Below are 14,633 nucleotides of genomic sequence, written 5' to 3'. Positions count from 1 at the left end.
TGACCTTTCAGGATTAAAATTTGTTCAATCTAGGGGCTATTTAATCGCGGCGTGAGGTTTGTAACCTAGTGGGCTAAGTAAAAACCGAGCAACAAAGAGTAAATAGCCCCTAGGCAGAACCCTTTGGGCAGCGCCTGTTTGGCATTAATGCTACGTTATCGCCCATTTATGGGGAATAACCACACTACATAGGCTCTGCCTTGCCTAAATACCAAACAGACTGCTGCAAATTTAAACTCGAAAGATAAACAGGCCCTAAGTTCTGTTAGTCAATCATATTAGCAATTGGCTTAACTGAATCTATGTCTTGATCGTAGTCAACACCGTCTATACCAAAACCAAATAAGCGTAAAAACTCATTATGGTAACCAACATAGTCTGTTAGCTCATCAATGCTGCTTGTATCAACACTATCCCATACAGCTTGAACGCGTGCTTGCACATCGTCTTCTAGCTCTTTATAGTTTTGGAATAAATGCCCACCGTCGTCAAAGCGAGGCGATTCACCATATAGGTTTTCACTAAATAATGCGTGAATTTGCTCAATGGTGCCTTCATACGTGCCATCTGCTTTCATAACTTTAAATAAAGCAGAAATATATAACGGCATAATAGGAATAGCAGAACTTGCTTGTGTCACTACTGCATTAAGTGATGAAACATACGCCTCACCATTTAAATCTTTTGTCGATTCTTTAATAGCAGCCGTTGCACGGTCTAAATCTTCTTTAGCTTTACCAATAGTAGCGTGTCCGTATATTGGCCATGTTAGCTCTTTACCAATATAAGTATACGCTGTAGTTTTAAAGTTATCGGCTAATACATCCGCTTCTTTTAATGCGTCAATCCACATTTCCCAATCTTCACCACCCATTACTTTAATAGTGTTGTCGATATCGTCTTGATTTGCAGCTTCAACAGTAATTTCATCAATTTCACGCTTTGATGTATTTAAATTTTTAGTGGTTACTGCATTACCTATTGGCTTAAGTGTAGATGAGAACACTTCGCCTGTATTTGGATCAGTACGACGAGGAGACGCTAGACTGTAAATAATACAATCTACTTTACCCAAATCTGCTTTAATAGTGTCGATTGCTTTTTGCTTGATTTCGTTAGAAAACGCATCGCCATTAATATTTTTAGACCAAAGACCCGCTTCGTCTGCAGCTTCTTGAAAAGCAGCGGTATTGTACCAACCAGCAGAACCTGTCTTACGATCTGTACCTTCTTTTTCAAAGAAAATACCTAATGTTTTAGCACCACCACCAAATGCAGCAGTAATGCGCGATGCCAAGCCGTAGCCTGTTGATGCGCCAATAACTAATACATTTTTTGGTGCACTTTTTAATGCGCCTTGTTGTTTTACATAGTTAATTTGTTCTTGAACATGCTCTGCACAACCAGCTGGGTGTGCGTTTGTGCAGATAAATCCACGAATTTTAGGCTTAATGACCATTGATCATCCTATATCTTTTACAATAAAAATTAGCGCTAGTTTAAAGGCTAATACTAAAAACACTGATCTGATCAGTTAAACACTCATCAAATACTCTAAAACATTACTTAGCTAATTTTAGAGCCACCCATACAATTGGGTGAATCAGGCGCTTCGCCGCCCTGCTCTGCATACTCATCGGGTGTATATGTATGAATAGCGAGTGCATGAATATGATTTGCTAACTCATCTTTTAAAATTTCATTAATTTCGCGATGACGTTGTAATAAACGCTTACCCGCAAAATCTTCGCTAACCACTACTACTTTAAAGTGTGATTCAGTGCCCGCACTGTGCATATGGCTTTCGTTAATCACGTTTAAATGTTTACACGCAATGGCGTTGCTTATTTTTTCTTGGATCTGTTGCTGCATTGACATAAAAAGACCGTTTTAATTAGCTAATTTATACACTTACTATAACAATTTAACGCAGCGATTGGCTAACTAAATTGCTTTTGCTTAATGTGCTTTATAAATCGGTAAGTTAAACTTATTCGCGGATGCGCAAGCGTGGTTTGCTTAGGTATTGCATGTTGATAATCTCGTTGGCTATGTCCATTCATTATTAAACAGCTGCCACTTTGTAATTTTAAGTCGGTTACTTTATTGCTCGCCTTGTGCTTTAACTTTAAAACCCGATCAGCTCCTAGAGAGACACACACAATTGTTGGTTTATCACCAAGCTCTATTTCATCATCACTGTGCCATCCCATCGTATCATTACCATCTCGGTAATAATTAACGAGCAATGAGTTTAGAGGCTGGTTTAAATGTGCTTCTAAACGCTTTCGCATATTAAGTAACAATTCATCCCATGGTTCTACTATTTGCTTACTACTTGAATAGCCGTATTCAATATTTAAATCACTCATGAAACATTGCAGTCGTGGAATAGGCCCCGTTTTGCCATAAACGGTTACATCGGGTTGCTGCCAACGTAGGTTTTTTTGCAAATAATAAAATAGATCGAGGCTTTTTTGTGCACTAAGTGCCCTACTTTGATAAGAAAAGCCATTTGGTAACTGTTGGGGGTTGGCGTTTTGCCGTTGCATGTTAGAATTTACCTACATTAGATTACTGATCAACGAACCATTATGACGACGCAAGCCCAGCTAGGCGATAAAACCTTTACTCTTGAACGCTTTCCATTGGATCAAAAAAACCGCAGCTTACAAGCGTGGGATTCGGCAGATGAGTACCTTATCAATTATGTTAACGAACATCACCCAGATTGTCGCTCATTGCTTATTTTAAACGATAGCTTTGGTGCACTTGCTTGTTATTTTAATAAGTTAACGGTTTGTTCAGTTAATGATTCTTATATTAGCCACCAAGCTGCGGCTTATAACTTACAAGAAAACAAGCTGCCTACAGCAGAGTTTACGCAAGTAGATAGTTTGTCGGCATTACCAGAGGATGTAGATTTAGTACTTATTAAAATCCCTCGTAATGTAGGTTTTTTACAATTCCAATTAAGTGAACTTAGTGAAGTACTTGCACCTGGTACACCAGTAATTGCCGCAGGTAAAACAAAAGAAATTCATAATTCAACAATAAAATCATTTGAGCAATTTATTGGTGAAACAACAACAAGCCTAGCAGTTAAAAAGTCTCGCCTTATATTAAGCACAGCTAAAGGCGGATATAAAGCAGCAGACTTCCCTATAACATGGGAGCTTGAAGGTACTGAGTTTAATATAACAAATCATGCAAATGTGTTTTCGCGTGATTCGTTAGATATTGGTGCGCGCTTCTTTTTTAACTACTTACCAGAAACACCTAAAGCTAAAAGCATTATTGATTTAGGCTGTGGTAACGGCGTTGTTGGATTAATGACGCTTGCTCGTTGCCCTAATGCATCAATTACCTTTGTTGATGAGTCTTACATGGCAGTAGAGTCAGCCCGGTTAAATGTAGAAATTAACCTAGGCGATAAGTTTGATAACTGTGAGTTCATCGAAAACGATTGTTTAACAGGCTTTGAAAGAGACAGTGTGGATATGGTGCTTTGTAATCCTCCATTTCACCAAGCTCAAGCTGTTACCGATCACATTGCTTGGCAAATGTTTAAACAAGCAAAAGATACTTTAAAAGAAGGCGGCGAGCTGCGTATTATTGGTAATCGTCATTTAGATTATCACGATAAATTAAACCGTATGTTCGGAAACTGTAAGTTGTTAGGCTCAAACAAAAAGTTTGTCGTTCTAAGTGCAACTAAAAATAGTGGAATGCTATAAATGAAATTAACAAACATTATAATTGGGTGTTGTGTATTACTAATACTTGGTGGCTGTGCGAATCAGCCTAGCCAAGTAATACTCAATCCTGTTTATAAAAGTGGTCAAATAAGCACTATAAATAGTAGCTTAAGCACCAGTGTAATTGATTTACGTGGCGACTCATCAACACTTAAACTTATTGAATCAGACAAAACTAAAACCTTTGCAAGCCAAGGTCTTACTGAATCAGTTAAAAGTGTTTTAGACAGCGCCCTTAGCCGCAATGGTGCCAGCATTTCTAACTTGGCAACTGTTCGCTTTGAAGTAGATATTCATGCTCTGCGGGCTGTTGTGACCGAAAAACTTGTGAGCCATACCAGCGAAGCCCATATAGAGCTTGGCGTGCGCGTTATTCGCGCCTCAAGTAATTTTAGTAAAGTGTATAGAGGCAGTGCTAATTTAGAAGGTCCGTTTAGTCACGAGCGAGTAAAAATAGAAGGTCAGCTCAATAAGTTGACTGAGCAAATTATTACCCGCATTGTATCTGACCCTGAATTAATAGAATTTTTAGAAGGTTAACTATGAAACGACTTTTTTTAATGTGCTTAGGCCTATTTTTTAGTGTAAGTAGCTTGGCAGCCCAAGAAGGCCGCTTTGTGCAAAAAGATAATATTTTTCCACGCGTCGAAATCGTAACAACGATGGGCAGTATTGTTGTTGAACTCGACCGTTCGAGAGCGCCTATTACGGTCAATAACTTTTTAACTTACGTGTCAGATAAGAGCTATCAAGGCAGTGTTTTTCATCGTATTGAGCGCGATGTGGAAAATGACCGCGACTTTGTTATTCAAGGTGGTGGCTACGATAAAGATTACGACGGCTTACACGAAAATGACCCTATTTTTAATGAAAGCGGCAATGGTATGAAAAACGATATGTATAGCATTGCTATGGCGTATCAGGACCGTGAACCGCACTCGGGAACACGCCAATTCTTTTTTAACATGGATAATAATGATCACTTAAATCCAGGGAAAGATTGGGGTTTTGCAGTATTTGGTAATGTAATGGATGGCTACGATACCCTTGATAAGATCATGGCTGTTGAAACAGGGTTTAATGAAAAGATTGGTTACGATTTTGTTCCTAAAAAACCGGTGATCATCTTAAATATTAAAATGCTTGAACAAGTTCCACTGTAATTTATTTAAGAGCAGCTTAGCTGCTCTGCATCAAAGCCAATGAAGGCCCTATGAGCAAATCTCTCTCTATTAGCGAATATTTTTCTTACTTTAAAGACAAACGCTTAATCCATATTTTTATATTTGGTATGAGTAGCGGTTTTCCGTGGGTATTAATTGGCTCTGTTATGTCGGCTTGGCTAAAGGATGAAGGGCTAAGCCGCAGCATGATTGGCCTATTCGGCATTGTATTTGGCGCTTACAGTATAAATTTTTTATGGTCGCCTTTAATCGATCGTACAAAACTCCCTATTTTATATAAATGGCTAGGCCAACGTCGTAGTTGGATACTATTTTGCCAGAGCTTTATTTTTATTGGCACCTTATTATTAGCTGGGCTTGATTTAAAAGCTAATTTAGCAATTGTTGCTGCAATTTGTTTGTTAATTGCCATTGCTTCTGCAACGCAAGACATTGCTATTGATGCATTCAGAATAGACACACTTAAAGCAAACGAATCTCACAAAACAACAGCGGCAGCCGCTATGGCAACATCTGGTTGGTGGACAGGTTATGCGCTTTTAGGTGCAATTCCATTTTATATGGCTGATATCCCCTCGCTCGACTGGCCACAAATTTATTACTTTTTAGCTGCTGTAATGCTGCTGCTAATGAGTGGAGCATTGTTTGCAAAAGAGCCGGAATCAAATAGAGAAGCGGTACATGCAGAGCTTGAACGTGTGTACCTTGAAAAACTCTCTTCAGCAAAACAAACTCCTCTTACAAAAACTGTTGCGTGGCTCGCGGTAACCGTTATTGATCCCTTTAGAGCTTTTTTTACTAAAAATGGCGTTAAAACGGCACTGGCATTACTTGCGTTTATTTTCTTATTTAAAATAGGCGAAGCGTTTTTAGGGCGAATGTCGATTGTTTTTTATAAAGAAATTGGTTTTAGCAATAGCGATATAGCTACATTTTCAAAGGTAGGTACTGCCGTACTTACAATCATATTTACCTTTGTTGGCAGTTTATTTAATCAAAAATATGGCATTGTTAAGGGTTTATTTGTTAGTGGCATTGCGATGGCGGCCTCAAACTTAGCCTTTTCGTGGATTGCTTTAGTTGGCCCTGATTTAAGACTGTATGCCTTTGCTATTGTTATTGATGGGTTTACGCAAGCATGGTCGCTGGTCGCTATGGTGGCCTTTATATCGATGTTATGCGATAGAGCATTTAGTGCAACACACTATGCATTACTGGCGTCATTAGGGAATTTAGGACGAACGTTACTTTCGAGCTACAGTGGTGTAGTAATTGATGATTGGTTAATGGGAAATTGGTCGCTGTTCTTTGTTTTAACAGCCTTGATGGTTATACCTTCGCTGATATTTTTATACCTGATTAGGCATAAACTATATGAGCTTGAGAAAAATTATCATAAAAATATTTAATGCATCCCTGCATTAACATATTGCTTAGCACTATCAAGTGCCCCTTAAAGTGTACTAAGCAATGTTTGAGTTAATCTACTTTTAGCAAGCTAAGTGCTTCATGTGGATCAACTTCTAGAGCTGTACAATAACGAACAAACTCAATCACATCTAAACGGCGTTCTTGATTTTCAATCTTGCCGATAAACGAATGAGGCGTTCCCAGCACTTGTGCTAGGCTTCGCATTGTATGACCCTTTTCGTGGCGCTTACTTTTAAGCCACTTTGTTAGCTTTGCATTTTCTTCAGAAGAAACTGTTTTGCCCATCATTTTACATCTCCTACTAGATGATTTGACGTACCTATTAAAGCAGTAGTCTCTATCAATAGCTGTAGGCAAGTAAGCAGTCATACCATATTTTCAATAGCAAGCTATTGCTTAACAAAGCATGTGTTGCTACTCACTCCACCAATATAGCTAAAAAACTACGCTAATAATGTGGTAAAGATTTGTTTTTATTGAGAATGAAATTTTGCCCGTCTCATTCTTGGATACATTATATACTATTAACACTTTGGTTAAATAACTAATTACATACTCGGTACAAATATGAACACGAGTAAATATTTATAAACGCTGAATATTGACCTAAGTACTCAAAAAGTATTAATAAATTAATTTCTAGTTATAAAATATTTAAATGAATTTTTATAACAATTTTATTCCAATTTATCGTCACATGTTTATGATTAAGCAATAATTAGCACCAAAAAGGCCGAATAATGTTCAGACTTCTTTTTTTATTACCGATTGTGTTGTGCTTGGGTTGGTACTTTTTTTTGCGCCACAACGGCGTACCAATTAAACAAGGCAAAAAAGGCTTCATATACATTTTAGCGTTTTCTGCTTTTGTACTTGGCTTTTTTGTATTGATAATGCAAATAACCGAATATGCCCCAACCGATTTGTAGGCATTAAAAAAGCCGCAAAAGCGGCTTCATTCTATTTAGCGTTTGGCTGTTAAACGCTAAAGCTTGCACCACAACCACAGGTTGTTGTTGCATTAGGATTAGATACAAAAAAGCGTGCGCCTTCTAATCCTTCAGTGTAATCAACTTCACCGTCAACCAAATATTGAATGCTCATTGGATCGATAACGAGTGTTACACCATTTTTTACAATTTCTAAATCGCCAGGATTCGCTTTTTCATCAAAAGTAAAACCATATTGAAAACCAGAACAACCACCACCTGTTACATAAACACGCAGTTTTAAATCTGGATTTTCTTCTTCGTCGATTAACTGTTTAACGCGAACAGCAGCTGCATCGCTGAACTTAATTGGTAATTCTTCAGACATTTTAAAACCCTCAATATCGCAATGGCGTGATTATCTAATACCCGAGTGTTTTAATCAAGTATAGTAAAACAACTCTTTACTCTAAGTTATACCTATAAATTAGTAAAAAAGTGGTTAAACATTAGCTCACTAAAATAATACTTAAGCAAACTAAAAGCGACCCTTGTAAACTATAAATTCATTAAAAATTTTAGTTATAAAAAATAGGTCTTAATCTTTACTGCAAATTGTTAATATAAGTTACGAAAAATTCAAAATCACAAGGACTTAACTAAACTCTTTTGCTAAAATGCTGCTGAAAAATGCGGCGAGGAAATAATGCATGTGGCTTGAGCAACTCAGGCGTCGACTGGCAAAACCTAAAACATCTGTACAATTATGCTTATTAGGCGTAGTTGCCGGATTAATTGCTGCATTTTTTATTATTTTATTTCGCTTAACTATTTTGTTTTTTCAAAGCTTATTTTTGGAAACACCTGACGACTTTACTACCCTACCGACTCTTGAGCGCGTTTTAATGCCATTAATAGCCGCATTTTTAATTGCGTGCTTTGCTGCATTTACTGGCTTTAAACATTACCGTTTAGGCATTCCTTTTGTTATTCATCGTATTAAACGCCATTACGGGCAAATGCCTTTATACAATACGGTTAATCAATTTGTTGGTGGCGCACTTGCACTCATTAGCGGTTTTTCGGTTGGCCGAGAAGGGCCTTCCGTACATATGGGCGCAACAGGTGCGAGTATTTTAGCGGATAAACTACATTTACCGCATAACGCCATGCGTACTTTAAGTGGTTGCGGCGTTGCAGCAGGTATAGCCGCTTCGTTTAATACCCCACTTGCAGCCGTTATTTTTGTAATGGAAGTGGTACTTCGAGAATATAAAGTACACATATTTGTGCCAATCATGCTTGCTGCTGTTACTGGTGCACTCGCTACGCAGTTTGTTTTTGGTGAAGGCTCTGAACTTGCACTCATTACAATAGCGCCATTAAGTGGTTGGCATTACCCTTATTTAATATTATGCGGTATGGCGCTGGGCGCTATAGCATTTAGCTTTAATCAAAACTTAATGCTAATTATTAAAACATTTAAACCTTTAAGTATGTTTCCTCGTTTACTAATTGCAGGGTGTATTGCCAGCTTGATAGCTTACGCGGTGCCTCATGCTATGGGTTCTGGTATGAGTGCGATTACTATCGCGGTTGAATCGCCTGATAACGTAAAGCTGCTTACTACCATTTTAATAGCTAAACTACTTGCCACATTGTTTGCTATTGGTTTGGGTATTCCTGGTGGTTTAATTGGTCCGGTAATTGGGCTTGGTGTATTAATTGGGACATTAATGGCCTTTTTTGCTCAATATATTAGCCCGGGTACTGATATTGCGGGCACGTATGGGGTTTTAGGTATGGCTGGATTATTAGCGGCTACACTGCATGCACCACTTGCTGCATTAACAACAGTAATGGAGCTTACATCATCACCTGAAATAATCGTTCCTGCGATGATAGTTATAACCACTGCATATGTAACTGCATTACAATTTTTTGGAAATCGCTCCATATTTTTGCAGCAATTAGATTTTCAGGGATTGCCGTACCATGTATCTCCCGCTACCGAAGCATTACAAAAAGTGGGAATAATGGATGATATGGATGAAGACTTTAAATTGCTTTACTCAGACGATAAAGAGCAAATAAAAAATACGCTTGATGCCATGGATAGCCAAACACCCTTGATTGTTTTTGACGAAGAAAATGGCTATCGCCTCGCTGAATACGATTTAACGCTAATGTCTGATGAAGCAATAAATATAAATTACATTAGCTTGCAGGGCATCAGCAGCCAAGCCACCCTAGCCGATGCATTCGATATACTAAAAGATAAAAGAAGTGGTGCGCTTTACGTTTATAACCTTTTAGATAATCAACAAATTATGGGGCTATTACGCTGGGATCAAATTCATCATATTTTAACCATTCGTAACAGCTTACTTTAAGCAATAAGGACTATTATGAGCGCATTATTGATTTATAAAACACTCCACATATTTTTTATGATTGCGTGGTTTGCTGGTATTTTTTACTTGCCTCGATTATTTGTATATCACGCAATGAGCGAAGAAAGATCATGTAACTCTATGCTTAAAGTTATGGAGCGCAGGCTACTTTATTTCGTAACCCCATTTGCTGTTTTAACGGCTGTATTTGGTGTATTAACCATTGTTGAATATGGTCGTGATTGGTTTAAATACAGTATGTGGCTACATTACAAACTTGTACTGGTAATTATTTTATACCTATACCACGGCTACTGTTTTAAGTTATTGAGTGACTTTAAACATGACCGAAACACTAAAACAGACCGCTTTTACCGTATTTTTAATGAGCTCCCTGTTATTGCGCTGCTCATCATAGTGGCACTTGCGGTAATAAAACCTAATTTATAAGCGTTTCGGTGCATGTTAAACTGCGCTGCAATTTACAATACTTGCTATAACACGCGCGATTGCGTGCTCCATTTATGGATTATCGCGCCCATTTGATTGATTAGGAATTACCCCATGTTAAGTTTCCAAGGCGAACATATACTGTCTGTAAATCAGCTAGACAGAGACTGTATTGAACGTATTTTTGCAGTAGCTAAAAAAATGGAGCCTTATGCTAAAAAACAAAAGCAAACAACAGTGCTTAAAGGCGCTATTTTAGCTAATTTGTTTTTTGAACCAAGCACTCGTACTCGAGTTAGCTTTGGTACAGCCTTTAACTTACTAGGCGGTGGTGTACGTGAAACTACAGGTATGCAAAGCTCAGCGCTTGCAAAAGGTGAATCACTTTACGATACCGCGCGCGTTATTTCAGCTTACGCCGATGCTGTTGCTATGCGTCACCCTGACGCAGGCTCAGTAAGTGAATTTGCTGATGGCTGTACTGTGCCAGTTATTAATGGCGGCGACGGTCCAAATGAGCACCCGACTCAAGCATTACTTGATTTATTAACCATTGAGCGTGAATTACACCGTTTTGATCAAAATATTGATGGCATGCATATAGCGCTTGTGGGTGATTTAAAATATGGTCGCACAGTGCATTCTCTATCAAAGCTATTGTGCCATTATAAAAACGTAAAATTTTCGATGGTCGCACCTGATGGCCTACAAATGCCAACGAGCATTTTAGATGCCGTAGAAAATGCGGGACACAAAATTGAGCTAGTAAACAAAATGGAAGGTAATTTAGCAGCCGATATTGTTTACCAAACACGTATTCAAGAAGAGCGTTTTCCTTCACAAGAAGAAGCAAATAAATACCGTGGCGGTTTTAGAATTAGCCAATCTATTTACAGCGCTCATTGCAAACCTAACTCTGTATTAATGCATCCGTTACCACGTGATAGCCGCTTAGAAGCCAACGAGCTTGATAACGACTTAAACAGTAACGACAATTTAGCAATATTCCGCCAAGTACAAAATGGCGTATTAATTCGTATGGCACTGTTTGCTTTAACACTCGGCGTAGAAAATAAAGTCGATAAGTATGAAGTGGACGTACCTTGGTTTAGCCGCAAACGCGACAGCTAAACCCTCTTTAAGTGACAATTTATAGGATTTTTCATGACAATTAGCCAAGACTTATTTGAACGCGCTCAAGCCTCTATTCCAGGTGGCGTAAACTCGCCAGTTCGTGCTTTTAATGGTGTAGGCGGTACGCCGCTATTTATTACAAAAGCAGAAGGCGCGTTTACATTTGATGCCGACGGTAATCGTTACATTGATTATGTTGGCTCTTGGGGGCCTATGATCATGGGCCATAACCACCCTGCAATTAAACAAGCCGTGCACGAAGCCGTAGAAAATGGCCTTAGCTATGGTGCGCCAACTGAAGCCGAAATATTAATGGCTGAAAAAGTAAAAGAGCTGGTTCCATCAATCGAAAAAGTACGCATGGTTAGCTCAGGCACTGAAGCAACAATGAGTGCAATTCGTTTAGCACGTGGCTTTACCGGCCGCGATAAAATCTTAAAATTTGAAGGTTGTTACCACGGCCATGCTGACTCGTTATTAGTTAAGGCAGGCTCTGGTGCACTAACAATGGGCGTACCTAATTCTCCTGGTATTCCTGAGGACTTTGCTAAGCATACACTTACTGTGTCGTTTAATAACCTAGATGAAGTAAAAGCTATTTTTGCAAAATACGCTGACGAAATTGCCTGTATTATTGTAGAGCCAGTAGCCGGTAACATGAACTGCATTCCACCAGTACCTGGCTTTTTAGAAGGTTTGCGTGATGTGTGTGACGAATATAAATCAGTACTTATTTTTGATGAAGTAATGACGGGTTTTCGTGTTGCACTTGGCGGCGCTCAAGCGTATTACAACATTAAACCAGACCTTACGTGTTTAGGTAAAGTCATTGGCGGCGGCATGCCTGTTGGCGCGTTTGGTGGTAAAACAGAAATAATGGATTACATTGCGCCTGTGGGCCCTGTTTACCAAGCGGGTACTCTTTCTGGTAACCCTATTGCGATGGCTGCAGGTTTAAAATCACTTGAGCTATTATGTGAGCCAGGTCTACACGATAAGTTAGAAGCAACGTCTAAAGCAATTTGTGAAGGCTTTGAAGCTGGCGCTAAAAAAGCAGGCATTGCATTAACAACTAATTATGCTGGCGGCATGTATGGATTCTTTTTTACTGATGCTGAAAAAGTAACGACATACAAACAAGCTACTGAATGCGACCTAGAGCGCTTCAAACGTTTTTTCCACCTTATGCTTGAAGAAGGTGTGTACCTTGCTCCATCAGCATTTGAAGCTGGTTTTGTATGTGCTGCGCATACTGAGCAAGAAGTAAAAGAAACAATAGCGGCAGCAGAACGCTCGTTTGCTAAACTTTAAGTTAAAATTACTTTTTATATTTTATAAGCGCTTGTTTTTACAGTGTGTAATTAAGACTAAAGATTGAAAAAAGCCCGAAAGGGCTTTTTTTATTTGTAAAGTACTATAAATGAATGATAATTAAGCATAACAAGGTCTATTCACCTTTACCCTAATTACAAAAATACAAGAGAGCCTTATGTCAGGATTACGCCAATTTTCTTTTCCCGCTATCCAGCTAATGGCAAATTTAAAATACAAAACTAAAATCAGCTTAATGTTTGGAATTTTACTCGTTCCTCTTGCACTTAGTTTGTTTTTTTTAGTCTCATTATTAAGTGAAAGTATCGCTGTTTCAAAAATGCAGCAACAAGGTTTAAAAGGCTACAGGTCAATACTCTCAAATCAAATGCAGGGGGAAGCAAATCAAAATATAAAAATTGCTCGCTCACTCGGTTTTGATATAAAAGACGATCAAGCAAATGATGTACTTGAACTTGTTTCTATTCAGTCTAACTTAGCATTAGATAGCCAGTTAGCTAGTGCTTATGTAAACCGCTCTTTAGTCACGCCAATTCCTGCACTTATAATGCAAATAAACTCGACAGCGCAAAGCGCAAACACTGTTTTGGCAAGCAATCGTTTTACGCCAGATACGTTTATAGCACTTTCAAATTTTAGTAAGTCACTTCCTTTATACGAAAAACAACTCGATAAAATACTCAATGTAGCCACCAATGCAGATAAATCAGTAAATAAAGCGCTCATGCCCTCGTTAGATAATTTACACAGTGCTGTTGGCGCATTTAAAAAAGCGATAGATGAAAAACTACTTGAGCCAGACGATATTTTATTAACTCAATCAGAATTTACTAAACTAACAAACAATGTTCACAGGAGTATTAATCAACTTGTTAGTAAGAGTATTCCAACGCTTGAGAGCCTTATTGAAGCAAAACTGCAAACTCAACAGTGGACTCGAAATCTTGTTTTAGCCGCTTCATTGATTAGTTTGTTATTTGCATTTTATTTAATGATTGGTTTTTATTTTGCAGTTGTTGATACTATTAATCGCTTTGCTGATGCCGCTAACAGAGCCGCGAATGGCGACTTAAATGCCACTATCGATTCGAGTACTAATGATGAAATGGGAATTATTGCATCGCGCTACAATGCATTACTTAATGCATTTTCACATTTATTATTTGATGTTAAAGCAAGTACAGAAGAGCTATGCGGCGCAACTAAATCGCTATCACATGCGAGTAGCCAAACAAGCAATGATGTTTCAAAACAGCAAATCCGAGTAAATGCCATTTATAATGCACTCAGCGAAATGGCTCAAAACGCACTTGCTGTTGAAGAGTCAGCGCATCAAGCAACGCTTACTGCGCAAGATGCTGCTGTGCATGTAAAGCAAGGTTCAGACAATACAATGGAGCTTGCTAAATATATGCAAGATCTACAAATTGAATTTGCAGAGAGCCAACAAGCGCTCGATAAGCTAGCACAAGATAGCCAAGAAATTAGCAAAGTAAGTAAAGGTATTAGTGAGATAGCCGATCAGACAAACTTGCTTGCACTCAATGCCGCTATTGAAGCTGCACGAGCTGGCGAACATGGTCGAGGCTTTGCCGTTGTAGCTGATGAAGTAAGAACTCTTGCTCAGCGTACACAAACACAAACCCAAGAAATACATCAAATTATTAGCTCCTTACAACAAGCATCTGACGACACTCAGCAAAAAATGCGCTCAAGTGTTGAAAAAATGGAGCAATCAGTAAAAGCAGCCAATCAAACCAATGAAGTATTGCAAAGCGCAGAGCAAAGTATGGGCGACATTAAACATCAAGGTGAAGTTATTGCAGAGCGTGTTAAACAGCAGTCAAATGCGACAACACAGGCATTGAATGATTCGCAAGAGGTGAGCAATTTAGCAGATCAAACGCTAACATCAGCTCAATCAACGCTGCAAGATGCACAGCAGCTAAGTCGCTTATCTAATGATTTAACCAAATCAATGCAGTTTTTTAAATCTTAAGCGTTAACTACAACTCACAAAAA

At 38.5% G+C, this 14,633-nt stretch carries 15 protein-coding genes; 10 read left to right on the top strand and 5 right to left on the bottom strand.

Translation table 11 applies throughout. The features are described 5' to 3' along the window. Positions 1-265 precede the first annotated feature (265 nt). From fabV to GQR39_RS02060, 3 genes are all read right to left on the bottom strand, one after another. A complete protein-coding gene (fabV, locus tag GQR39_RS02070) occupies positions 266-1,459 on the bottom strand; it encodes an enoyl-ACP reductase FabV (RefSeq protein WP_165726552.1) in 1,194 nt (397 codons plus the stop codon). A 107-nt stretch (positions 1,460-1,566) separates the two neighbouring features. After that, the gene (locus tag GQR39_RS02065) at positions 1,567-1,878 is read right to left on the bottom strand and encodes a BolA/IbaG family iron-sulfur metabolism protein (RefSeq protein WP_024589282.1); all 312 of its coding nucleotides are present in this window, start codon (positions 1,876-1,878) and stop codon (positions 1,567-1,569) included. A 62-nt stretch (positions 1,879-1,940) separates the two neighbouring features. Beyond that, positions 1,941-2,552 carry an alpha-ketoglutarate-dependent dioxygenase AlkB gene (locus GQR39_RS02060; protein WP_024589283.1) on the bottom strand — a complete coding sequence of 204 codons (612 nt, stop codon included), beginning with the start codon at positions 2,550-2,552 and terminating at the stop codon, positions 1,941-1,943. A 42-nt stretch (positions 2,553-2,594) separates the two neighbouring features. On the opposite strand from GQR39_RS02060, the gene GQR39_RS02055 reads away from it, so the two are divergent. The 4 genes from GQR39_RS02055 to GQR39_RS02040 are packed head-to-tail and all read left to right on the top strand — an operon-like array spanning position 2,595 to position 6,351. Beyond that, entirely contained in the window at positions 2,595-3,737 is a 1,143-nt protein-coding gene (locus GQR39_RS02055) for a methyltransferase (protein ID WP_010555194.1), read from the top strand. Further along, entirely contained in the window at positions 3,738-4,298 is a 561-nt protein-coding gene (locus tag GQR39_RS02050; RefSeq protein ID WP_165734693.1) for a YajG family lipoprotein, read from the top strand. 2 nt (positions 4,299-4,300) lie between these two features. Continuing rightward, positions 4,301-4,921: a peptidylprolyl isomerase gene (locus GQR39_RS02045; RefSeq protein WP_165734692.1), complete on the top strand. Its 621-nt coding sequence runs from the start codon at positions 4,301-4,303 to the stop codon at positions 4,919-4,921. 50 nt (positions 4,922-4,971) lie between these two features. Then, on the top strand, positions 4,972-6,351 hold the full coding sequence (locus GQR39_RS02040; RefSeq protein ID WP_165734691.1) for an MFS transporter: 1,380 nt from the start codon (positions 4,972-4,974) through the stop codon (positions 6,349-6,351). Between the two features lie 70 nt (positions 6,352-6,421). On the opposite strand, the gene GQR39_RS02035 is transcribed toward GQR39_RS02040, so the two are convergent. Continuing rightward, positions 6,422-6,661, bottom strand: a complete 240-nt coding sequence (locus GQR39_RS02035; RefSeq protein ID WP_007584874.1) for a helix-turn-helix transcriptional regulator — start codon at positions 6,659-6,661, stop codon at positions 6,422-6,424. Positions 6,662-7,113: 452 nt separating this feature from the next. Between GQR39_RS02035 and GQR39_RS02030 the strand changes: the two genes are divergently transcribed. Next, positions 7,114-7,302, top strand: a complete 189-nt coding sequence (locus GQR39_RS02030) for a hypothetical protein (protein ID WP_010555198.1) — start codon at positions 7,114-7,116, stop codon at positions 7,300-7,302. Positions 7,303-7,351: 49 nt separating this feature from the next. Here GQR39_RS02030 and erpA read toward each other — a convergent pair whose 3' ends face one another. Beyond that, positions 7,352-7,690, bottom strand: coding sequence for an iron-sulfur cluster insertion protein ErpA (gene erpA / locus GQR39_RS02025; protein ID WP_002958911.1), 339 nt, complete (start codon positions 7,688-7,690; stop codon positions 7,352-7,354). A gap of 322 nt (positions 7,691-8,012) precedes the next feature. Between erpA and GQR39_RS02020 the strand changes: the two genes are divergently transcribed. The 5 genes from GQR39_RS02020 to GQR39_RS02000 all read left to right on the top strand — a co-directional run bounded on the left by GQR39_RS02020 (position 8,013) and on the right by GQR39_RS02000 (position 14,610). Beyond that, the gene (locus tag GQR39_RS02020; protein ID WP_007584866.1) at positions 8,013-9,695 is read left to right on the top strand and encodes a chloride channel protein; all 1,683 of its coding nucleotides are present in this window, start codon (positions 8,013-8,015) and stop codon (positions 9,693-9,695) included. 15 nt (positions 9,696-9,710) lie between these two features. Further along, entirely contained in the window at positions 9,711-10,145 is a 435-nt protein-coding gene (locus GQR39_RS02015) for a CopD family protein (protein WP_007584864.1), read from the top strand. A 114-nt stretch (positions 10,146-10,259) separates the two neighbouring features. Continuing rightward, complete coding sequence (locus GQR39_RS02010) at positions 10,260-11,276, top strand: aspartate carbamoyltransferase (protein ID WP_007584862.1); 1,017 nt, start codon at positions 10,260-10,262, stop codon at positions 11,274-11,276. 33 nt (positions 11,277-11,309) lie between these two features. Beyond that, complete coding sequence (hemL, locus tag GQR39_RS02005) at positions 11,310-12,590, top strand: glutamate-1-semialdehyde 2,1-aminomutase (protein ID WP_024589288.1); 1,281 nt, start codon at positions 11,310-11,312, stop codon at positions 12,588-12,590. A 178-nt stretch (positions 12,591-12,768) separates the two neighbouring features. Beyond that, positions 12,769-14,610 (top strand): methyl-accepting chemotaxis protein, encoded by a 1,842-nt coding sequence (locus tag GQR39_RS02000; protein WP_165734690.1) that lies wholly within the window; start codon positions 12,769-12,771, stop codon positions 14,608-14,610. Positions 14,611-14,633: the final 23 nt, after the last annotated feature.

This window comes from Pseudoalteromonas sp. C8 (assembly GCF_011378685.1).
Taxonomy (GTDB): Bacteria; Pseudomonadota; Gammaproteobacteria; order Enterobacterales; family Alteromonadaceae; genus Pseudoalteromonas; species Pseudoalteromonas arctica.
This window is presented reverse-complemented; position numbering and strand designations above follow the sequence as displayed.

Coding starts and splice junctions, on each gene's coding strand:
- GQR39_RS02035 (WP_007584874.1), bottom strand. CDS start 6,661: ATGATGGGCAAAACAGTTTCTTCTGAAGAAAATGCAAAGCTAACAAAG.
- GQR39_RS02045 (WP_165734692.1), top strand. CDS start 4,301: ATGAAACGACTTTTTTTAATGTGCTTAGGCCTATTTTTTAGTGTAAGT.
- GQR39_RS02030 (WP_010555198.1), top strand. CDS start 7,114: ATGTTCAGACTTCTTTTTTTATTACCGATTGTGTTGTGCTTGGGTTGG.
- GQR39_RS02010 (WP_007584862.1), top strand. CDS start 10,260: ATGTTAAGTTTCCAAGGCGAACATATACTGTCTGTAAATCAGCTAGAC.
- GQR39_RS02000 (WP_165734690.1), top strand. CDS start 12,769: ATGTCAGGATTACGCCAATTTTCTTTTCCCGCTATCCAGCTAATGGCA.
- GQR39_RS02040 (WP_165734691.1), top strand. CDS start 4,972: ATGAGCAAATCTCTCTCTATTAGCGAATATTTTTCTTACTTTAAAGAC.
- GQR39_RS02015 (WP_007584864.1), top strand. CDS start 9,711: ATGAGCGCATTATTGATTTATAAAACACTCCACATATTTTTTATGATT.
- GQR39_RS02060 (WP_024589283.1), bottom strand. CDS start 2,552: ATGCAACGGCAAAACGCCAACCCCCAACAGTTACCAAATGGCTTTTCT.
- fabV (WP_165726552.1), bottom strand. CDS start 1,459: ATGGTCATTAAGCCTAAAATTCGTGGATTTATCTGCACAAACGCACAC.
- erpA (WP_002958911.1), bottom strand. CDS start 7,690: ATGTCTGAAGAATTACCAATTAAGTTCAGCGATGCAGCTGCTGTTCGC.
- GQR39_RS02065 (WP_024589282.1), bottom strand. CDS start 1,878: ATGTCAATGCAGCAACAGATCCAAGAAAAAATAAGCAACGCCATTGCG.
- GQR39_RS02020 (WP_007584866.1), top strand. CDS start 8,013: ATGTGGCTTGAGCAACTCAGGCGTCGACTGGCAAAACCTAAAACATCT.
- GQR39_RS02055 (WP_010555194.1), top strand. CDS start 2,595: ATGACGACGCAAGCCCAGCTAGGCGATAAAACCTTTACTCTTGAACGC.
- hemL (WP_024589288.1), top strand. CDS start 11,310: ATGACAATTAGCCAAGACTTATTTGAACGCGCTCAAGCCTCTATTCCA.
- GQR39_RS02050 (WP_165734693.1), top strand. CDS start 3,738: ATGAAATTAACAAACATTATAATTGGGTGTTGTGTATTACTAATACTT.